Source organism: Aminobacter sp. P4_H6_2 (assembly GCF_056400805.1).
On sequence record NZ_JBFUKO010000627.1, the window covers coordinates 1 to 3,034 of the forward strand.

The window sequence follows — 3,034 nt, forward strand, 5'->3', positions numbered from 1 at the left end:
ACGCCGGATAGCCGCATCTGCCTGCGGGGCAACACCTGCGAGGAAATGATAGACATGCTGCATGCCTGGCTCGATCTCGAACATTACCTCGATTCCTTCGCTGCGCGCCTTGTCGGCGAGCTTGCGGCTGTCATCGAGCAGCGTCTCGTCGCCGCCGACCTGTATATACATGGGCGGCAGGCCGCGGAGGTCGGCCATTAGCGGATTTGCCAACGGATCGTTCCGGTTGCCGTCCTCGCCCAGGAAAGTGGTGGCCATCCCCAAAACAATTTCCCGCTGCACCAGGGCATCCTTGTCGCTATTGGAGTGATACGTCTCGCCTGTCGCCTCCATATCGAGCCAGGGCGACAGGGGTATCACCGACGATGGCATTGGAAGGCCGCGTTCCCGCGCTCGCAACAACGTTGCAAGGGCGAGCCCACCACCGCCCGAGTCGCCGGTCAGGGCAACGTGCTGGGGCCGGATGCCCTGATCCAGCAGCCACTGATAGGCGTTTGTCGTATCTTCAACAGGTGCAGGATGCGGATGTTCGGGAGCACAGCGATAGTTCAGGATCAGGGCGCGACAACCAAACGCCTTGGCGAAGTGCCCGTACATCTTGCGATGCGAATACATAGAACCACAGACATATCCGCCACCATGCGTGCATAGCAGGACCCTGTCCTGGCTAGCTCCCTTCGGTACCGCCCAGAGCCCCTGGACGCCGCCGGCATCGCCTTCGATGTAGTCCACCCCGCCGGGCTCAGCAGTCACGTCAGCCCAGTGCTCGAACATGCGTCGCAATTCGTCCAGGGGCATGCTTGGATTGCTGGCCATGGAGCCTGACCAACTTTTGTATAGGGACTTGAGGGCATCTGGTTGTGCATTCGACATGGCGTATCCTCCGCGTTTGACTACAGCGCTGCATGATTGCTGCGTTCGACAAGTCAGAGCTTTGACGGCCCTACGAGGTCCGTCTCATCTCCATTGGGTACAGGTGGTGTGATCCGTGTCCGCGCCGTCGCCCCCCACAGCGACAATCCAATCCCCCCGTCCTGAAGGCGATCAAGAACGACCTGCCTTCATGACCGAATGCTGCAGTAGCGGAAGCGCTTGGTATTGAAGCAAATTGCTGTGGCCCGTGTTTTCGGTCGGGCCACGAGAGATGTTTTCAAGAATCTGAAGTACCGGCTGGGCAAACCATCGGCTCTCGGTTCGCGTGCACTATGAATCCGGGTGCACGCATCCACCGATGAGGCCGATCTTCCCCACCTTGAAGAAAGTTAAGCTCTGCCGATCAAGTATGCGCAGCGCTCGCATCAACGCGCTGGCCGGGTAAGTCATGTGGTTATCAAGGACGGCTTACGAAGCGACGGCCGCGCGATAAACCCCAGGCGTCACACCAACGCGAGCTTTGAAAACACGCGTCAGATGGGCCTGGTCTGAAAAGCCAGTTGCAACCGCCACCACGCTCAGTTTTTCTCCCGCCCTTAGCGATGCCTTTGCGCGTTCGATGCGACGATTGATGAGATAGGCATGCGGCGTCTGCCCGGTGGCGCGCTGAAAGACCCGGATCAGATGGAAGCGCGAAAGGCCAGCTTCCGCTGCGAGGTCCGCCAAAGAGATGTCTTCGGTGCATCGGTCGGCAATCATCACTTTGACGCGCTCGACGGGTCTCTGCTCTCGACCGATTGCTGCTGGGATGATCTCCGCGTGTCGAACGAGAAAGCGCGCGTAGATTTGTATCAGCCCCTCGTCCCCAGCCAAGGTATCCCGATCCAGCTCGATTGTGCGGTGCGCCATCGTGAACGCGGCCAAACCATTTGGATCCTGAATAATCGGCGCCTTGAAGAACGGTGTGCCTACCCGCGAATGGCCTGAGACCTCCATCGCGACTCGCTTCATCAAATGGACGCTGGGATATGATACGCGATAGTCAAATCCGGCTTCGCATCCAGGCGCACAATCGTGAACCTCGCCTGGGTTGTACAGGGTCAGATCGCCCGCACCGGCAAGCCTTTGGCTGCCGCGGACGAACTGTGTCCCGTATCCCCCATTGATGCCGCCGATCACGAACGTCTCGTGGGCGTGCGGAGCTTGCCGCTGAGACGAAACGCTGGCTGTGACGAACTCAGGCTGGTCGAAACTCTTGCCCACAAAAAAATGCGAGCGGTCTATTCTTGCAAGGGCCCGCATTTCAGCGGCATGGGGACGTGTCCGATCAGCCTTCATAACTGAGTATTGTAGCTGCCAGAATGGGCTGTATTGAAGAAAATTGCTGTCACCTGGGTCTCACCTCATGCTTATACCTCGGGGCCACAGCGCACTGGCCTAGAGGCAATTTTGAGCCGCCACCTCCAACAGGCACTACTGCGCCAGTAGCGGCAGATGAACCACCAAAATTTCATTTCTCTGCGACCCTCCATCGTCCGACCAGACGATGCCGCCGACAGTTGGACGTGACTGGCTGGCGATTGAAGTAAGCGGAGGAGATACGCATGAACTTCCAATGGAATAAATCCATCACGCGACACAGCGCCATCGGAATGGTTTCGATGGCCGCATTGGCGCTTTCGGCCGGCATTTCGCACGCCCAAGAGACCGTCAAGGTCGGCGGCATCATGTCACTTACCGGTGGCGGCGCCTCCATCGGCAAGACCGCCGAAATCGGCTGGAAGCTCGCCATCGAAGACATCAATGCTGCCGGCGGCATCCTGGGCAAGAAAGCGGAGCTTGTTCTTGGCGACACGATGACCGATCCGACCCACGCCGTCAGCGAAGTCCGTCGCCTGATCGAAAACGAGAAGGTCCAGGCTCTGGTCGGCCCGGCTACCAGCCAGGAAACCATTCCCGTGGTTCCAGTTGCGACCGAAAAGAATATTGCCCAGGTCTCGTCAGCTGCTTCTACGCAACTGACGCCCGAAGTCGGTCCGTTCCACTTCTCTGGTTCGGCCACTGGCGTCAACCAGATGAAGCCGAACATCGACTACGCCCTCGACAAGCTCAAGCTGACCAAGCTCGCGCTGATCTCGGACAATGGCGGCATGTCGAAGGC

General features: G+C 58.9%; 3 protein-coding genes. 1 reads left to right on the plus strand and 2 read right to left on the minus strand.

Going from position 1 to position 3,034, the window contains the following annotated elements; all coding sequences use genetic code 11:
- Together AC1DUU_RS27680 and AC1DUU_RS27685 are read right to left on the minus strand one after the other, a co-directional pair.
- On the minus strand, positions 1 to 873 hold an 873-nt coding region (locus AC1DUU_RS27680), incomplete at its 3' end, for an alpha/beta hydrolase (protein ID WP_476786553.1).
- A gap of 468 nt (positions 874 to 1,341) precedes the next feature.
- Positions 1,342 to 2,211: an AraC family transcriptional regulator gene (locus tag AC1DUU_RS27685; RefSeq protein ID WP_476786554.1), complete on the minus strand. Its 870-nt coding sequence runs from the start codon at positions 2,209 to 2,211 to the stop codon at positions 1,342 to 1,344.
- Between the two features lie 266 nt (positions 2,212 to 2,477).
- Here AC1DUU_RS27685 and AC1DUU_RS27690 point away from each other — a divergent pair.
- Positions 2,478 to 3,034 (plus strand): ABC transporter substrate-binding protein (locus tag AC1DUU_RS27690; protein ID WP_476786555.1); only part of this gene is annotated, 557 nt, incomplete at its 3' end.

Excerpts from the sequence above, each read along its gene's own strand:
- AC1DUU_RS27685 (WP_476786554.1), bottom strand. The coding sequence starts at position 2,211 with ATGAAGGCTGATCGGACACGTCCCCATGCCGCTGAAATGCGGGCCCTT.